This is a genomic window from Lactobacillus sp. PV037 (genome assembly GCF_014522345.1).
Classification (GTDB): domain Bacteria; phylum Bacillota; class Bacilli; order Lactobacillales; family Lactobacillaceae; genus Lactobacillus.
This window is the reverse complement of the sequence record NZ_CP041985.1, coordinates 41,844-56,708: the sequence shown is the minus strand read 5'-3', so window position 1 is coordinate 56,708 and position 14,865 is coordinate 41,844. Positions and strand designations below refer to the sequence as shown.

The following is a 14,865-nucleotide window of genomic DNA, read 5'->3' as shown; positions in this document are numbered from 1 at the left end:
ATGTTTATTTGTATAATTAAAGTGCTTTCTTTTTTGTTTATAAATAGTTCACTATTTAACTTTTTGATGTTTTTATACTTTAAAACCAAATTATACCTATCTTTTTCATAATAATTATATTTAATACAGCTAGTGTTATTTTTTGATTATTTAAAATTATGACACTAGCTATTTTTGTAGTATTCCAAGAATAGCGTCATTCCGCTATTTCTAAATGACCTATCTAGTGTTATAACTAAATTATAACACTAGCTGAATGCTCAAAAAAGCATTAATTTAAACCTTAAAGGAAGTAAATTATAAAATAGATTTCTTTTGCTTTAATTGATTAATTAACCAATTATTTATGTGAACATCGCCTTAGAATTGTCCTCTCAGCACTTGATTATAATTACTTAAATTTATATATTATTTTTTCTTGTTGTACAAAAACTAACTAACTAAATATGCTACACTAACTTTATTCTTATAAAGAAAGAAGATCAGCATATGGAAAAACTACTAAAAACTATAATACATAATTTACAAGGGAATCCTCGCCTTCTACTAATTTATATATTAGATTGGATAGCAGTCTTTTATTTACAACAATACCCAAATAATTCCAATGACTTTAAAATTTTATCCTTTAAAGACTTTCCTAAATTCTTAGTACCAATTTACAATTTTATTTATTCCTGGAATTCTTTATGGGTTATGGCTGCAATTGTTGTTATATCTACACTACTACTTTCATATAAAATAAGCCCTTCAAAAGGAGGCTTTCCAATACATCTATTTATCTTTTACTATTTGATTTACGGGTGGACAGCTTTCTTTAACTTTTATATTTTCTCTGGGAAAATTAATTTAGTTCTTGACAACGCCTCCGAATTTATCCTTTTTATTTTAACCATTATCTCTTTTCGTTTTGTCTTCTCAGATTTGGTAAAGCTATATAAAAAATTTTAGCCGCTACATTATTTAAATTACTCTAACAAAAACATCCCTTATCATACGTAATAAGAGATGTTTTTGAAGTTTTATGAGTATAATTAAAGATTATTTTTCTTTACATTCACTTCAATATTCTTAGAGATTTTTACTTCCGCTTTGTCCAATAATTCGTCATACATCTTTATGAAGAAAACATAATTATCAATTTTTATCTTAGCTTCAACATTGTAAGCAACAAAACTATTTACAAGATTACCACTTACTGATATATCAGGTTTTAAAGGAAATGTAATAGGAATATGTTCCTGCTTAGCTGCTTCTATGATTATATCTTTAATCTTTTTATTCGTATTTTTATTCATTTCAATTATTATGCCAAATTTTATATACTTTCTTGTTAAATTTTCTAAGTGAAGACTATAAATAAACAAACCTACTGCTATTACAAAAATCCCCAAAAAGTATTCTGCTCGAAGATCTATACCTTTAAAAATTTTAATTATACTCCAGATAACGCAGATAAACGATACTATTATCGAGAGTTTATTTGTTAGTTTTTCTCTCTTTAGTAATATAGCCATTTGATGATTATTTTTTTCTTTTTCCTTTGTATAATCAAAGCTATGTGCGTAGTATTTATACATTTCTACCTCTTTCTTCATTAGACCGTAATGCTAATAATATTAACAATAGTGAAGGTATTACTATAGTTAGTGAGCCTGCAAATAGTTCATCTATTGTTCTATTTCTCTTATCAATAGCCTTATTAGTAATTTTAAAAGTAGATGGTTTAAAGTCTGTTGGATCTTCATTAGAGTAATTCGCTGCAGCAAGACTTACTGAATTATAGAGTGGAATAGACAGTCTGCCTCTAGCGTCAGTATTCAAACTAATAATTTTTCTTATTACTCTGTAATCTTCATTGTCATAGACTGCACCGACTACAATATTGTATTTCATTTTTGGAATGAGATTGCTTAATTTTACATTATAAACTTGCCAAAGATAATTTTTACTAGTATACAAATTATTAGTAGTTTCTAAATTATCAAAAGCATAACTTAAGTTCAAATTAGTGTTCGGATATTCAAATTTATCTCCAACATAATTATCCATCCATATTTCTTTATAAAAATTTAATTTACCCACTTTTTCTACTTTTCCCCGATTACTAACAAGCTTAAAATTTATGTCTTTTAAAGGTATCTCTTTTTTTAAACTTTTATGTAAATCACTTTTCAATTGTAAAACTATATCTTTATTCTTTTCAGGACTTCCTGGATCTGAAGATGCCTTTATTGCATAAGCATTATTAGTATTTAGCATCCCTAGAATGATAAATACTACTGCTACTCCAAACATAATAAAGCGAGTTATATTTTTGATTTTATTCATTTTGTTTTATTAACTTCCACAAACTCTTATATTAAATTACCAGCTAACCTTTATTCGTTTTTTAATACGACCAATAACTTGAACGTTGTATCCTAAATCCACCAAATACCTAATTAAAATCTTACGGCTTATTTTATCTAAAAATTCAATAACATAATGCTCTACATCGCCCCATCTTCCAAGATTAAAAGGTTTTAAGTATTTGTTTTCATAAATTTCATATGTATCATAAAAGCCGTTTAATACGGATAGTGTATCAGATGAAAGATTAATATTTGCACTTTTGCATAACACTATTAATTGGTCGGTATCCAACCTATTATAATAAGGCCACAACATTGATTCGATCTTCATAGTTATAATAAGGCCACAACATTGATTCGATCTTCATAGGAATTTTAAATAATATATCGTAAGTTACCACATTATTTAAAATGAAGTAGCTTTTATTGTTCTTAATTTTAGTTTTAACAATCTCTGAAATTCCAGTCTCAACTTCGAATAAAAAATCGTTTTCTAAAAGATATTCAAATAATTTCGGCAAAACAGTTTCAATTTCACTTGAAGCTACTTTTAGTTGTTCTTTTTTTACTCGATATTGTTGCCGAAAAATTCGAGCTTTATTTGCGGTTAATTTTTCCATATATTTCTATCCCTTTCACACCTACTAAGTTGATTAACAAATCTATATTACATTAAAAAAATCGTTAGATGTGCATGACTAAAAAAGGTAGAATTTAGATACTACCAATAATAAAAACGCATTCCTTAATAGAAATGCGTTTTAATGTGCTTATTGATTTGATACCCAACTATAGGTCTGTAAAAATAGCGGATTATTTATTTTTAATTCTACATTTTCCTTTTTTAATTGAGCTTTAGCTTCATTTAATTTGAAGTCAGCATCTAAATTTAATAGTAGCTTACTAGAAATACCCATTACTTTTTCAATACGTACTGCGACTAAAGGAGACATATATTGTTTTCGGTTTAAAATCTCAGAAAGATGTTTCTGACTAATACCAATTCGTTTAGCAAAATCTACTTGAGTTATTTCATAAAAATCCATAACTTCTTTTAATAAATCAGCAGCAGAAGTGGTGGAAGGAGCTTCAATTTTATTTTCTCTGTGTAACATAATAAATTCTCCTTAATGATAATCTTCAATTTCAGTAATTTGTACGGTCACAATCTGACTCTTCTTTGTTGACAAATTATCATCTTTATCGTAACCTTCAAATACTATTCTATAATTTTTACTAACATCAACGGCAAATTTATTCTTTAAATTACCGGATAATAGATGACACCTTGGTGGTGGATCACTAGGAATTTCTGCTAAATTATTTGCATTTTTAAATTCATCTAATCTTGCAACAATTCGGTTTCCTCTATCTTTACCGTATTCTCTAATAATACTTCTTTGATTACTTAAGTTTTTAGTTAATCGGTTATTACTGGCAAAAATCTCCATAATATCTCCTTTTAACAAAATTATACCTTTTTGGTATATTAAGTCAATTATTTTATCATTTATGACGCTAAAAGCGCCCCTTTTTAAAGGAAGTTCATCACTTCCTACATGGGATGCTTTTATTTTTTAATTATTTACCTTTCTTCAAAAATCGTCGGATAACTTTCAGGACTTTCTGCCATATCTTCTAATATTTCATCAACACATGTTGACATATATTGCCAAGATACATATCCAAAAATACATTCAGCAATTTCATTAAAAGTTGCTGATGAATTTTTAATATTAGACTTTAATTTAAACTCTGGATCATCAAAATCCTTAAACCAATCAACAATCTTATCTAAAGTACTTCTAACTAATTCTTCAAATTCCTTAACAGATGTATATTCATCACTTGTACCAATAATTCTTTGATTAGATTTTTCAAAGGTTTCTCCAAAAAAGCACCCTTCACTAGCATAAATAGGTGTATCTTCGGGTAATGTGAGTATCTGATTTACATCTAAATCTGCTTTATAACAGAAACCATCTTCATAAAGGACGGCACTTTTAGCACCATATACAATCCATTTATTATCAATTTTTTCCGCATAGCTTGCACCTAAACCTTTAACTACACTTAATTTACGATTTTCCATAACTGCCATAATTTTCTCCTTAATTCCTTAACTTCTATACAAAAAATATCCCTGTTGTTAAGTCCTTACCTAATTAATAGGAATGTTTTTAATATCTTTAACTAAATTGATTAACTGTAGGTTCATTTACCTTTCAATTAATCATGTTTAATCCTAACCTTCTTTAATAGATTCCACCGTATATAGTGCATCATCTACTAATTCAGATATAGTAGCCTCATCTTCAAATCTATAACTACGAAATTGACCATTATATTCATTATCTTCATCACTTAACACCCTTAGTGCATTAATAATGTCCTCTAACACATAATTAGTTCTAAAATTATCATCTTGACTTTCATACCACTCTTCAAGACAATCTGAAATCAAAATCTTTATATCATCTTCTTTATGAAGATCATAGCCAGATTCGAACCCGTTCTCAATAATACTGTTATCGTTATAACCAAGATCTTCACTATCATAAGAAACAACTTCAAATATCTGCGAGGTTTTAATTTGCGACTTTGATGAAGGCTTAATAGTTACATTTTCAGAAACTAGAAAGATACTCCCAGGTTCAAAGTCTTTATATTCAAAATTAATTACAGAATCTTCTTTTACTAATACTCTGATTAATTTTAAGAACATTTTATCTAAGTCTGTTAATTTTAGAAGATTTTTATTATCTATATTAAGAGGATTATCAACTACTCTAATAATTTCATCTTCATCAAGACCAAGGATTACTTCTAATGGTACTACATCGCTTTCAACATAATTATCAATAGTTCGTTTTCTCTTTAATACTTTTTCATAAGTATTGTCAGCAAGATACCTTTGATACGAAGCTGGTGCTAAACACCATGACAAAGTGTTATACATAGAATTTCTTCCTATACCATCAAAATCAAAACTTCCATCAAAATTGTTTTTAGTGATATAAATACCATATTCACCAATCAAAGACTCTTTAGCGAGTTTAAAGTACTCATCAATTAAATCTTGATGTTTAGAATAAAAATTTTTTTCAAAACTGAAAGTTCCGTTTGCTTCTGATAAATTTGCCATAATTTTCTCCTCTTTACACAAAAAACATCCCTTACTAAGGGTAATAATTACTTTCAAATACATAATTACTACTTCATAGTTATTAGGGATGTTTTACCTTTAATTTATTAAGTTTTACGTATAATTATTTAATCAATGCAATGATGCTCTTTAATTCTTTATCATCCTTTGCTCTGCATTACTTCACCAAAGACTAAGTCCTCGGTAAAACCATACCATTTCCTTTTACTTTTACTCATATTTACTTACCTACATAGTAAAAAGCCTTAATTTCTTCACAAGTGGAGTACCAGTCTGTTGGTATTACTTCATACTCTAATTTACTTAGTCCTTCTAAGATACTCGCCTTACTTACATCACCTTGATAATATTTACTTCTATGAATAATATCACTTTGATAAATATCACCAATTGAATCAATATGATGATTTATTTCTCCAGAGAGAGTAAGTGATTCTAAAGAAACTAAGTAAACATCTCCATTAACATAATCAGTGTAATTTTCTAACGTGGCATGAACTTGATTTAGAGCTTTATCAAGAGAAATCTTTACGCTATCTTTACCTCTAGCAGCTACAATTGCACATCCAACTATGTTATGTTCCCAACCTGCAGAAGTACCAACTTCGTACTTAACTTTACCTTGCTGATATTTAACTACTGGGAAAATATACTTTCCTTTGGTTTCTGCAATTTGAGTTAAATTATTGAAAAAAGCTTTAACATCAGTAAATTTATCATAAAAATGTTTATAAGCTTCTCTGTTTCTGTCAAATAACTCTTTTACAATTCCATCGACTGAGTTCGTAAAATAGTAATGAGTTAGATGATCCCAATCCAAAGGATTGACCGGTGTCTCATCATAGCTTAATGTTGCTAAGATATTCTTTTCTACGTTAATTAATTTTAAAATTGTTTTGTTATTCATTTTAGTTTCCTTTTCTTAAACAAAAAGTATCCTTTTGTTTACTTAAGCAATCTTGAATTACTCATAACTTGGGATACTTTAATACCTTTAATTTTTTAATTAATCTTTTTCAATATTTTATCTACTACTAAAGTTACATATCTAGTTTTACTCTCAATAAGTTCGATTTCATCACCATAGAAAATATCAAAGAAATCCGGACTATCTATCTTAGATAACTCTTCTAAGTACTTGATTAATGCTTCATCAGAAGAAAAAATATTCTCATCTATCATCCCATGATAATTAATAAGTCTATCAATACATAGTCTCCACATTTCTCTAATCAGTTGAAAAACATCAAATTTATTATTTTCAAACATATATTTAGCCCATTCAGGATCAATCTCTTCAATTACTTCCAGTAAAGAAGTATAATTGCGAACCCCTGAAAGACTAGAGTCTAAATTTGCTATTATACCGCTACAATATGCTTCTGTTAGCATCATAGTTGAAACTTCATCAATTAATAAATCATACGTTTCTGCAACATTTGTAGAATCGTGATTGTAATTTTCATCAAATTCTTTAATTGTTTCAATAAGTGCTTTGGAAATTCCTTTAATTGTAAATTCACCTAATTTATTTATTGCTGTCATAAATTTTCTCCTTTAATTAAATAATTTCATAATAAAAAGTACTTCTCATACAACTTTTTGGAGATGTATTAAAGTACTTTCCTTACGTTACATTAAATGTTCTTCTGCTAGAGATAAGTAGGTCCAATCACTTACAATAAAGTGATCTAAACATGCAATCCCAATATCCTTACTACTCTTCACTAATGTTTTAGTAAATTCAATATCTTTTGGAGACGGTGTTATATTCCCACTCGGATGATTGTGAGAAATTATAAAGCCAGTTGCATTATAAATTAATGCCCATCTTAAAACATCTCTAGGATGTGCTAAAGATTTATTGACCGTTCCCTTTGAAAGAGTCTTTTCAGCAATTAATTCATTTTTGGTATTTAAATAAAATACTTTTAACTCTTCCTGATCTTTACCAGAAAAATTATCCATTATGTATTTACCGACTTTCACACTTGAATCAAATATAGTCAAATTTGAAAGTTTAATACCTTTTAAATCTTGAATTAATGTTCTTAAAATTTTCACAATAGTTGTATCAGATTCACTGCTTAAGATATATTCTGATAATGCTTCTTTAGAAGTAAGTTTTTTCTCTACCATCACTCTAAATAAAGCATCAAAATCTTTGATTTCCTTATCTTCTAAGTAGTTCTTTAATTCGTCTAATACAATAAAATTACCTTTAAATTCTGTCTTATCCATACATAACTCCTTAATAGTAGTGTGTTAAAAACTACTTTATTCAAAAAACTTTTCAAAAAATCTTTTACTACCAGTAAATGTTCCTAAAATGTATCCAGGAACAAAAAATATAATAAATAATGCTGCTAATTCAAACATTCTTAATCTCCTTACCATTTATTTTAATAATTCATTATCAATTTCATCAGTAATGTGATACATCATACCTGAACCCAAATCTTTAAGAATTTTAGCCTTTTCAAACTTGTTGCAAGTCGAAATTTGGCCGTTAGTATCAATATAAACATAATCATCAGATAAGTTGATATTGTATGCAGCTTTTAAGATTTCAGTCGGTGATGAGTATTTAAACACTTCATCTAATTCCGAAATGTCACGGAACTGGTCATAAATGTGCTTGTTCTCTAGTCCCCAGTTGTATAAATCTTTATAAGTATAAAGATGATTATCTGCTAAGAACTTAACTACCTCATTCAAGTAAGATAAATTAAGTTGATACTTCACAAAGTCAGTAAATTCAAACCCTTTCCAGTTAACTACCTCACTGTAAAGTTCCTCATGGTTAAAGTGCGTATAAACTTCTTCCATTTCTTCATCACTTAATGGCAACTTAATGAAAGAAACACTCTTCATACCTAGCATATCTTGAACTGCAACCTCTACAAATTTTTCCTTGTTCATAATGATTTTTCTCCTTTTAAAAACAAAAAGCACTAAAATACAAGAGAAATCCTTATATCTTAATGCTCAAATAAAAAATACCTTTACTTAGATTTAATCAACGGCTCCAGCAACTTCTACCACAGGAAATGTGTTAGTTCGTTGGGTATCGCTAATTAAGATCAAATGCTTCATAACATTGTTAATTTCATCATCAGATAGAGTAACTGGTCTCCCAGCATCATTGGTTTTGGCAATTACAAAACTACCTCTTAAAGTAGTCTTATAACGTCTATTGAAAATTCCACGAATTTTCGTCATAGCAGTAATTGGATATTGTGCTTTTTGACGTTTAACGTCAAAAATTACAAAATACTCATACTTACCAATTTGCATGTACTTACCATCTAAATCAGTACTTTCAAAAAGCTCCACAAAGTCATTAGGATTTGGACGAACAATACCTGTTGTGAATCTCCCTGTATCTTCATTAGCTACTACTACTCTGATGTAATCGTTGTTTAACATAATAATTCCTCCGACATTCTTTTAAATAATGATTTTTACTAAATCAATCTATTCCTCTCAAATTGTCCTTTTCCAGCACTTGCTAAAATTTGGGCAAAGTAAAAGGACACAAAAAGTCCTAATCATAAAATTAGAAATTTTCTGTGTCCTTATGTTTTACATTAAAAATAAAAAGTTTTAAATGCTACTTAAGCTAAACTTATAGCTTAAAATTTTACTTCACTTAAATTCCACAATGGAATTGAAATTAAACAAATAAGATACAAATAGAATTAATTTATGTCTTTATTTTAATGCATCCCTAAGTAAAAGTCTACTTCTTATTTTAGACTCTTAGTTATAGTATTTGTAAAACTCCAAGTTGGAATTTTCATTAGATTCTCGAGAAGACTGTGAAGTATTCGGAGCATTTTGTGTAACATTCCTAGATGAGGAAGAACGAGAAGTTTGGTTATCATCATAATTTTGACGCTGAGTTTGAGAATAATCTTGCGTTTGTGTATCATCTCTAGTTCTTTGAGAACCTCTAATTACTCTTCTATATACTCGGTGACTATTTTGATTTTGCTCAGACTGTGAACTTCTTTGAACACTAGAATTGTTTATATCTTGTTCCTCTTGCCCTACATGTTCTCTTTCTTTTTTACTACTATTTTTATTAGCTTTCTTTTTCTTCTTTTCTTTAGGCTCATGCCCTATTACATATAATTCACCTTTTTGTTTAACTACACTATCAGGCATTTTCCAATCAATAGTTTTATCTTTTGTTTTTTCTTTATAAATATACTCCATTATTGCTTTATAAAGGGCTTGAGCACTATTTTCCCCTTCTCCTGAGATTTTACCATCTTTAAGATTATCATAACCTGTCCATATGCTAACCACATCTTGAGGGGTATACCCTACGAACCAAGAATCTTTAGGAGTATCATTGTAGCTTGGATATTGACGTAATTCTTCATCAGAGTACTTAACTGTACCTGTTTTGCCAGCTTGAATAAGTCCTGGAATTTGTGCTTGTGTACCTGAGCCACTTTTAATTACTCCTTTTAACATATCAGTAATCATATAAGCCGTGCTAGCACTCATTACTCTTTCACCACTTACATCATAGCGGTAGGTATCTCCATCTACTGTTGAAATTTTAGAGATAAATTGCGGCTTATGATACGTTCCTAAAGTAGCTAATGCACCATAAGCGCCTGCTAATTGCAAAGATGATACATCAGCACCTAATCCCACTGAAAGTCCTGCGTTTTTAGTGATATTAATCCCCATTGGTGCTACAAACTTTTTTGCACGCTTCAATCCTACATCACTTAAAGTCTTAACAGCTGGTACATTTCTTGACTGCTCTAAAGCATAGCGCATAGTCATATTACCTTTAAACCCGTTATCCCAGTTATTCACTAGAATTGTTGAACCAGGGTAAAAGTAAGGCGTGTCACTTAAAATCCGTCCTGTTGACCAATTCTTATATTGAATTGCTGGTGCATAATCGAGAAGCGGTTTAATAGTCGATCCTGACGATCTAGTCGTCTGTACTGCCCTATCTAATCCAAATTCTACTTTAGGTAGCTTACGCCCACCAATAATAGCTAAAACATGTCCATTTTGGGGATCAAGAACTGTTCCCCCGACTTGCATCTTATCATTAGTAAAGTGTACCTTGCCCTCATTTACTAATTTATATATCTCGTTTTGTAAGTCTTGGTTTAAATTAATAGTTACCTTAAGTGAGTCATTATAAGGATCAAACCCCTTTTGTTTGATTTCAGTGATTACTTCTTTAATATAAGGATCATTAATTCGACTTGATTTTGATTGTAAGGGATGATTATAGGTAAGTCCTTCTTTAATATTTTCTTTTTTTGCTTGTATATATTGATCATGGGTAATTTTGCTGTTTTTGAGCATTGCGTCTAATACTAAATTACGTCTATAAGTTGCTTGCTCAGGATATTTATAAGGATCAAAAATTGTAGGAGCATTTGGCATCCCAGCTAGAAGTGCCGTTTGTGACAAATCTAATTCACTTGGTTTTTTATTATAGTAAAACTTAGATGCTGAGCCTATTCCATAAACATTATAGTTCATATATACCTTATTCATATAATAAGTTAATATCTGGTCTTTACTAAAGCTTCTACTAGCTTTCATAGCCAGCCACGCTTCTTGAGCTTTTCTTTTAATAGTTCTATCGCTTGAAGAAGTTGAGAAAAAGGACAGTTTAATTAATTGTTGCGTAATTGATGAACCTCCCGCAGTTATATGGCCATGTTTAATATTAGATAAAAGTGATTTAGCAGTTCTAATTGGATCTACTCCTAAAGGCTCTTTATAAAAACGTTTATCTTCAATTGAAACTACCGCATCTTTTAAAGTTTGCGGAATTTCATCTTGATGTAGATAAATTCTTTTTTCTGACCCTAAAGTTGTTAAAAATTTTCCGTTATCTAGATATATACTTGCTCCTCCACCATTTTGTAATTTACTTTGGTAAAGTTGGGGCGCACTTTTGGCATAATAAGCAAATAACCCAACTGCTGCCACAATAGCTAGTAAGGAGGTATAAAAAATTATTTTAAAGATTATTTTGAAAGTATGTTTCTCTTTAAGGGATGTCATTATCTTCTTCCTATCTATTTTGAAGTCTTATTGTATTTATATTTTATAAAGGATTTATCTTCAATTGTGGATTACTAAAATCAACTCAAAATTAGTAGTTTTCACTTACTCTTTCTAAAAAGTTGTAATAATTTTGTAACATTTATCCTATTTTGGTATTTAACCACACCCCTGTATCTTTGTTTTAGAATTAAGTCAAATTCAATTATTGATTAACAAGAAAGGACTTTTTATGAAAGCACAGAATTTATTATTATTTATTGGTGGATCAGCAGTTGCTGGAGCTAGTCAAACAATGACTTCTGTTCAAGCTAATGCAGATACTGTAACTGTTAAACACAGTGATACTACTTGGAAGATTGCTAACGAACACAAAACTACTGTTGAACAAATTGTTAACGACAATCACCTTAAAAACGGTGGTAATTTAATTTTTGAAAACCAGAAATTAGAAGTTAATGCTCCTGGTACTACTAATAACAAAGATAAAGCTACCACTACTAACCAAGGTATTCAAAGTCAAGCTTCTCAATCTTTAAACAGTATTGCTCCCTCACAAACTTCTAGCACTAATACACAATCTACTGCTAGTCAAAATGTTCCTCAAACTTATACCACTCCTAGTCAATCCACTCAAACAAATCCCCAATCTTCTACTTCCTATACTTCATCAGTTAGCGGAAATGAAGCAAGCGCTAAGGAATGGATTGCTGCTCGAGAATCAGGTGGTTCTTATACTGCTCAAAACGCTTCATCAGGTGCTTATGGTCGTTATCAACTCCTTCCAGGCTATCTTCATGGTGATTACTCCCCAGCAAATCAAGAAAGAGTAGCTGACAACTACGTTAAAAATAGATATGGTTCATGGAGTGCTGCTCAAAGCTTCTGGCAAGCTCATGGTTGGTACTAGTTATTTGGGACTTCCGTTAGGAAGTCCCTTTATTTTTAGATTTAAAGTTTAGATTTACTTTTATTCTCTTAATGTTTTAATCAATAGTGGTATAATTAATCTTAATTATTTATAAAGGAGATTAATTATAACTATGGATCAGCAAGGGTATCAAAGCTTAATCACTAAAGAGTTAAAAAAATTACCAAAATATATTACACTATATGCAAATCAGCCCAATCTAGCTACTACTACCGTTTATCAATACTTAACTGAGTTTAGACGATTTTTCACCTGGTTAAGACAGGCTCATAATCTTACGGTATCACTAGAAAAAATAGATAGTAATAAAGATATTAATTTAGAAATCTTAGAAAACTTACGTACAACAGATATTAATCAATACCTTACCTACTTACGTACTCAAATCAATAAACAGCATACTACTAGTAAAAAGGTTACTTTAAATCGCACTATAAAAGCCCTTCGGTCTTTATATCATTTCCTAACAGTAACATCGGATTTTAATAATGGTGAACCTTACTTTTACAGAAACGTTATGCTAAAAATTCCATTAGAAAAAGGAACCAAGGATACGCTCGCCTATCGTAATGCTAAATTCTCTCCTCTCTTATACACTGGCGAGAAAAAGCACAAGTGGATTAACTTCATAGAACATGACTACGAAGTGAATATTAGTACCCAGGCACATACTTTATTTCTATTCAACAAAAAACGTGATTTAGCCATTGTCTCACTTCTTTTAGGATCTGGAATTAGAATATCTGAACTGACTCGACTTAACGTTAAGGACCTTGATTTAGCCCAAGAAAGGATCTATGTCACTAGAAAAGGTGGTCGGAGGGATGCTCCACTTGTTGCAAGATGGGCAATCCCATATCTAAAAGATTATCTTGATATTAGACAAGAACACTATGGAGTAGATAAATATGAATCCGCTCTCTTTTTAGCTAAAAGAGGACACCAACCAGCCAAAAGAATTGCGACTAACACTGTAGAAGCTCTAGTAAATCGTTACTCAACCGCCTTTGGAAGTCGTACTACCCCACACAAATTACGTCACTCATTAGGCACTGAATTATACGAAAAGACAAAAGATGTTATGGTAGTTGCTACTCAGCTAGGTCATACTGGAATTAGTGCAACTGACCAATATATCCAAGAAATTAATAGTGATAATCAAAAAGAAAAACTCAATCGTACATCTTAAATTTTAAACTTAAGACTTTAGATTAATTAGAATTAATGGTAAACTACTTAACAGTTTAAGAATCGAAAATTAAAAGAAATTTGAAATTACATGAAAAGCAAGATTGAGAAAATTTTTGTTGATCCAATTAAAGATATGGAAAGTACCTTTTTAACTAAGATTTCTATAATGTCAAAAATTGGGGCAATAAACACAGAGGTAGCACCTACCTTACGCTTTCTTATTAAAGAAAATGAAGGTGAAGATGTTTATAAATACAAAGGGTACATTTCACTAAATGTAATGAATCTCCAAATTAATCAAATAATGAGTTACAAGGTTCTTTTTTTCTGTGGTGAAAGGTATGATAATGATATTGACTTTCAAGTATGGAAGACTTACAAAAAATACTGTGATCCTAAAAATCAATTTATTTTAAACTTAGTTTCAACCTTAATCAACTGTGGATTTAAGTTTCTAGTCATTACAGAAAATAAATATCGCCAATCTAGTGATATAAAATTAGACTTATTAGAATTAGAAAAACAAAGAAAGCTTCTCTAGTATTAACCATCCCTGCTGACGGGATAGAAAATGCTAAAGAAGCTTTTTCTATTTATTATTTTTATACACGGGCTTATCTATTAACTTAGCACCCACTTCTTGAATCTTAAAGTATTGGTCATTAGTGTACAAATATCTTCTGACAGGAAAGTTCCAGTCATCAATAACAGTTTTATCATAAGTTTCTTCCCAATTTTTTTCTGCTTGCAGAATTTCATTTTTTCTTTGATTAACCAAATTACTGTTACTTACATCATTAACAACACTTTTTCTCTCTTCTATACTTTTATCTGACGAAGTAGTTTTTGAATGTATCATCTTATTCTTGATAAAGAGATGGTAAGTATCATATAACAGCAATCCATAACCATTATAGATGATTCTTCCTCCTGCAAGTGTCACTCCAATAACTCGAGCTAAGACCTTTCCACCAGGAATTGGATAAACTAAAATCCAGTAGTGCATAACAATAGTTAAAGGGATAGCTTTATCAAATTGAAGCGGTCTTTTCCTATCGGGAAACAAATCAAATAAAAAGTATCTAATTGGAGTAACTGACCAAATAATCAGTAAATCTCTAAAAGAAGCCGTAGTCATAAATATTACAAATCCAAATCCTACACTA

General features: G+C 29.9%; 17 protein-coding genes. 3 read left to right on the top strand and 14 right to left on the bottom strand.

Annotated elements, in window-relative coordinates; genetic code table 11:
• Positions 1 to 1,034: 1,034 nt before the first annotated feature.
• The 13 genes from FP435_RS00275 to FP435_RS00215 all read right to left on the bottom strand — a co-directional run bounded on the left by FP435_RS00275 (position 1,035) and on the right by FP435_RS00215 (position 11,577).
• Positions 1,035 to 1,580, bottom strand: a complete 546-nt coding sequence (locus FP435_RS00275) for a hypothetical protein (RefSeq protein WP_265482761.1) — start codon at positions 1,578 to 1,580, stop codon at positions 1,035 to 1,037.
• Positions 1,573 to 2,331, bottom strand: coding sequence for a hypothetical protein (locus FP435_RS00270; protein WP_265482760.1), 759 nt, complete (start codon positions 2,329 to 2,331; stop codon positions 1,573 to 1,575). Before FP435_RS00270 ends, FP435_RS00275 begins: the two co-directional genes overlap by 8 nt.
• A 319-nt stretch (positions 2,332 to 2,650) precedes the next feature.
• Positions 2,651 to 2,974: a hypothetical protein gene (locus FP435_RS00265; RefSeq protein WP_265482759.1), complete on the bottom strand. Its 324-nt coding sequence runs from the start codon at positions 2,972 to 2,974 to the stop codon at positions 2,651 to 2,653.
• A 150-nt stretch (positions 2,975 to 3,124) separates the two neighbouring features.
• On the bottom strand, positions 3,125 to 3,469 hold the full coding sequence (locus FP435_RS00260; protein WP_265482758.1) for a HigA family addiction module antitoxin: 345 nt from the start codon (positions 3,467 to 3,469) through the stop codon (positions 3,125 to 3,127).
• Between the two features lie 12 nt (positions 3,470 to 3,481).
• Complete coding sequence (locus tag FP435_RS00255; RefSeq protein WP_265482757.1) at positions 3,482 to 3,823, bottom strand: type II toxin-antitoxin system RelE/ParE family toxin; 342 nt, start codon at positions 3,821 to 3,823, stop codon at positions 3,482 to 3,484.
• Between the two features lie 116 nt (positions 3,824 to 3,939).
• On the bottom strand, positions 3,940 to 4,455 hold the full coding sequence (locus FP435_RS00250) for a hypothetical protein (RefSeq protein WP_265482756.1): 516 nt from the start codon (positions 4,453 to 4,455) through the stop codon (positions 3,940 to 3,942).
• 144 nt (positions 4,456 to 4,599) lie between these two features.
• A complete protein-coding gene (locus tag FP435_RS00245) occupies positions 4,600 to 5,520 on the bottom strand; it encodes a hypothetical protein (RefSeq protein ID WP_265482755.1) in 921 nt (306 codons plus the stop codon).
• 220 nt (positions 5,521 to 5,740) lie between these two features.
• Positions 5,741 to 6,427, bottom strand: a complete 687-nt coding sequence (locus FP435_RS00240) for a hypothetical protein (RefSeq protein WP_265482754.1) — start codon at positions 6,425 to 6,427, stop codon at positions 5,741 to 5,743.
• A 95-nt stretch (positions 6,428 to 6,522) separates the two neighbouring features.
• A complete protein-coding gene (locus FP435_RS00235) occupies positions 6,523 to 7,065 on the bottom strand; it encodes a hypothetical protein (protein ID WP_265482753.1) in 543 nt (180 codons plus the stop codon).
• An 87-nt stretch (positions 7,066 to 7,152) separates the two neighbouring features.
• The gene (locus FP435_RS00230; protein ID WP_265482842.1) at positions 7,153 to 7,761 is read right to left on the bottom strand and encodes a JAB domain-containing protein; all 609 of its coding nucleotides are present in this window, start codon (positions 7,759 to 7,761) and stop codon (positions 7,153 to 7,155) included.
• Positions 7,762 to 7,917: 156 nt separating this feature from the next.
• Positions 7,918 to 8,442: a hypothetical protein gene (locus FP435_RS00225; protein WP_265482841.1), complete on the bottom strand. Its 525-nt coding sequence runs from the start codon at positions 8,440 to 8,442 to the stop codon at positions 7,918 to 7,920.
• A 93-nt stretch (positions 8,443 to 8,535) separates the two neighbouring features.
• Positions 8,536 to 8,949 carry a hypothetical protein gene (locus FP435_RS00220; protein WP_265482840.1) on the bottom strand — a complete coding sequence of 138 codons (414 nt, stop codon included), beginning with the start codon at positions 8,947 to 8,949 and terminating at the stop codon, positions 8,536 to 8,538.
• A gap of 333 nt (positions 8,950 to 9,282) precedes the next feature.
• Positions 9,283 to 11,577 (bottom strand): transglycosylase domain-containing protein, encoded by a 2,295-nt coding sequence (locus FP435_RS00215; RefSeq protein ID WP_265482839.1) that lies wholly within the window; start codon positions 11,575 to 11,577, stop codon positions 9,283 to 9,285.
• A 232-nt stretch (positions 11,578 to 11,809) separates the two neighbouring features.
• Between FP435_RS00215 and FP435_RS00210 the strand changes: the two genes are divergently transcribed.
• The 3 genes from FP435_RS00210 (at position 11,810) to FP435_RS00200 (ending at position 14,240) form a co-directional block, all read left to right on the top strand.
• Positions 11,810 to 12,487, top strand: a complete 678-nt coding sequence (locus FP435_RS00210) for a LysM peptidoglycan-binding domain-containing protein (RefSeq protein WP_265482838.1) — start codon at positions 11,810 to 11,812, stop codon at positions 12,485 to 12,487.
• Positions 12,488 to 12,620: 133 nt separating this feature from the next.
• Positions 12,621 to 13,697, top strand: a complete 1,077-nt coding sequence (gene xerS / locus FP435_RS00205) for a tyrosine recombinase XerS (RefSeq protein ID WP_265482837.1) — start codon at positions 12,621 to 12,623, stop codon at positions 13,695 to 13,697.
• A 90-nt stretch (positions 13,698 to 13,787) separates the two neighbouring features.
• Positions 13,788 to 14,240, top strand: coding sequence for a hypothetical protein (locus FP435_RS00200; RefSeq protein WP_265482836.1), 453 nt, complete (start codon positions 13,788 to 13,790; stop codon positions 14,238 to 14,240).
• Between the two features lie 48 nt (positions 14,241 to 14,288).
• Here FP435_RS00200 and FP435_RS00195 read toward each other — a convergent pair whose 3' ends face one another.
• A complete protein-coding gene (locus FP435_RS00195) occupies positions 14,289 to 14,837 on the bottom strand; it encodes a hypothetical protein (RefSeq protein WP_265482835.1) in 549 nt (182 codons plus the stop codon).
• Positions 14,838 to 14,865: the final 28 nt, after the last annotated feature.

Coding starts and splice junctions, on each gene's coding strand:
- FP435_RS00210 (WP_265482838.1), top strand. CDS start 11,810: ATGAAAGCACAGAATTTATTATTATTTATTGGTGGATCAGCAGTTGCT.
- FP435_RS00215 (WP_265482839.1), bottom strand. CDS start 11,577: ATGACATCCCTTAAAGAGAAACATACTTTCAAAATAATCTTTAAAATA.
- FP435_RS00275 (WP_265482761.1), bottom strand. CDS start 1,580: ATGTATAAATACTACGCACATAGCTTTGATTATACAAAGGAAAAAGAA.
- FP435_RS00260 (WP_265482758.1), bottom strand. CDS start 3,469: ATGTTACACAGAGAAAATAAAATTGAAGCTCCTTCCACCACTTCTGCT.
- xerS (WP_265482837.1), top strand. CDS start 12,621: ATGGATCAGCAAGGGTATCAAAGCTTAATCACTAAAGAGTTAAAAAAA.
- FP435_RS00225 (WP_265482841.1), bottom strand. CDS start 8,442: ATGAACAAGGAAAAATTTGTAGAGGTTGCAGTTCAAGATATGCTAGGT.
- FP435_RS00230 (WP_265482842.1), bottom strand. CDS start 7,761: ATGGATAAGACAGAATTTAAAGGTAATTTTATTGTATTAGACGAATTA.
- FP435_RS00220 (WP_265482840.1), bottom strand. CDS start 8,949: ATGTTAAACAACGATTACATCAGAGTAGTAGTAGCTAATGAAGATACA.
- FP435_RS00240 (WP_265482754.1), bottom strand. CDS start 6,427: ATGAATAACAAAACAATTTTAAAATTAATTAACGTAGAAAAGAATATC.
- FP435_RS00270 (WP_265482760.1), bottom strand. CDS start 2,331: ATGAATAAAATCAAAAATATAACTCGCTTTATTATGTTTGGAGTAGCA.
- FP435_RS00200 (WP_265482836.1), top strand. CDS start 13,788: ATGAAAAGCAAGATTGAGAAAATTTTTGTTGATCCAATTAAAGATATG.
- FP435_RS00265 (WP_265482759.1), bottom strand. CDS start 2,974: ATGGAAAAATTAACCGCAAATAAAGCTCGAATTTTTCGGCAACAATAT.
- FP435_RS00195 (WP_265482835.1), bottom strand. CDS start 14,837: ATGACTACGGCTTCTTTTAGAGATTTACTGATTATTTGGTCAGTTACT.
- FP435_RS00235 (WP_265482753.1), bottom strand. CDS start 7,065: ATGACAGCAATAAATAAATTAGGTGAATTTACAATTAAAGGAATTTCC.
- FP435_RS00250 (WP_265482756.1), bottom strand. CDS start 4,455: ATGGCAGTTATGGAAAATCGTAAATTAAGTGTAGTTAAAGGTTTAGGT.